The sequence below is a fragment of the Rhizobium sp. BK049 genome, assembly GCF_014193135.1.
Taxonomy (GTDB): Bacteria; Pseudomonadota; Alphaproteobacteria; order Rhizobiales; family Rhizobiaceae; genus Rhizobium.
Window position 1 is genome coordinate 1 of sequence record NZ_JACHYV010000074.1, and the last position, 1,259, is coordinate 1,259.

General features: G+C 63.1%; 2 protein-coding genes. One reads left to right on the plus strand and one right to left on the minus strand.

Annotated elements, in window-relative coordinates:
- Window positions 1-964: BID domain-containing protein (locus FHT70_RS30070; protein ID WP_183706753.1), on the plus strand; the 964-nt coding region annotated here is incomplete at its 5' end.
- A gap of 69 nt (window positions 965-1,033) precedes the next feature.
- On the opposite strand, the gene FHT70_RS30145 is transcribed toward FHT70_RS30070, so the two are convergent.
- A partial coding sequence (locus FHT70_RS30145; protein WP_210283006.1) for a hypothetical protein occupies window positions 1,034-1,259 on the minus strand: 226 nt, incomplete at its 5' end.

Below are 1,259 nucleotides of genomic sequence, written 5' to 3' on the forward strand. Positions count from 1 at the left end.
GCGCAACATGGCCGAGCGCATGCCGGATGATCTGATGGCCGGCGAGCGCGAGAAGCTGATCCACCTGTTCGAAGCCGTCAAGCGTTTTGCCGAGGAGCAGCATCTGGCCGAACGTCAGGACCGCTCGAAGATCGTCGCGGCAGCCAGTGCCGTTCCGGACCCGGAGCAAGACAAGGGGGAAGGAAAGGAGAATGCGACCGTGCTGCCCATGCTTGCCGCTGTCACCGAGTTCAAGACAGCAGTCGACGACGAGGCGCGATCGCGAACTCTCTCCGCTCCCCTTTACCGTCAGCAGCGTGCGGCACTGGCGAACGCGGCAAGGACGATCTGGCGCGATCCGGCAGGAGCCGTCGGCAAGATCGAGGAACTGCTTGCAAAAGGCTTTGCTGCCGATCGCATCGCTGCTGCTGTGACCAATGATCCGGCCGCTTATGGCGCGTTGCGCGGTTCGGATCGTCTGATGGACCGGATGCTGGCTTCCGGCCGGGAGCGCAAAGATGCGGTGCAGGCCGTGCCCGAGGCAGCCGCGCGGCTGCGTTCTCTCGGGAGCGCCTATGCCAATATCTTCGATGCAGAACGACAGGCCATCAAGGCAGAGCGGGAGCGTATGGCGGTTGCTATTCCGGGCCTGTCGAAGGTGGCGGAAGAGGCGCTCATGCGTCTCACCGCGGAGGCGAGGAACAAAAGCCGTCAGCAAAACGCATCGCCTGCCTCTCTCGATCCGGACACCCGCCGGGAGTTCGCCGCCGTCAGCAAGGCGCTCGACCAGCGCTTCGGGCGCAATGCCATCATCCGCGGCGACAAGGTCATCAACCATGTGCCAGAGGCGCAGCGCCAAGCCTTCGTCGCGATGCAGGAGAGGCTGAAAGTTCTGCAGCAGACGGTTCGCTCGGAGAGCAGCGAGAAGATTATTGCGGAACGGCGCCAGCGGGCGGTCAACCGCGGACGGGGGATTGATCTTTAAAGATCGCTGAACAAGCGGAGATCGTCGCTTGTTGCCTGCTCGCTTTCACGCTGGGGATGTGGCGGTCTCCTATGTGCTCAGGTGTTTGAAAACCCTCACCCAGAAGCTGAAATCACCGGAGCGGCCGTCAGAGCGCGCGCCTAAGGCGCACCACGCCGCCGCCGTTTTCGCATCTGGTCCGTAAAGCGATCGAGCAGCATCGTTGGGATATGCGGTGCGTGGCTGGAAAAACACCGTCGCGCGGCTTCCTGGAGCGCAGTGGACGACGTTTGCGGCGCGCTTCCGGTAGATACTG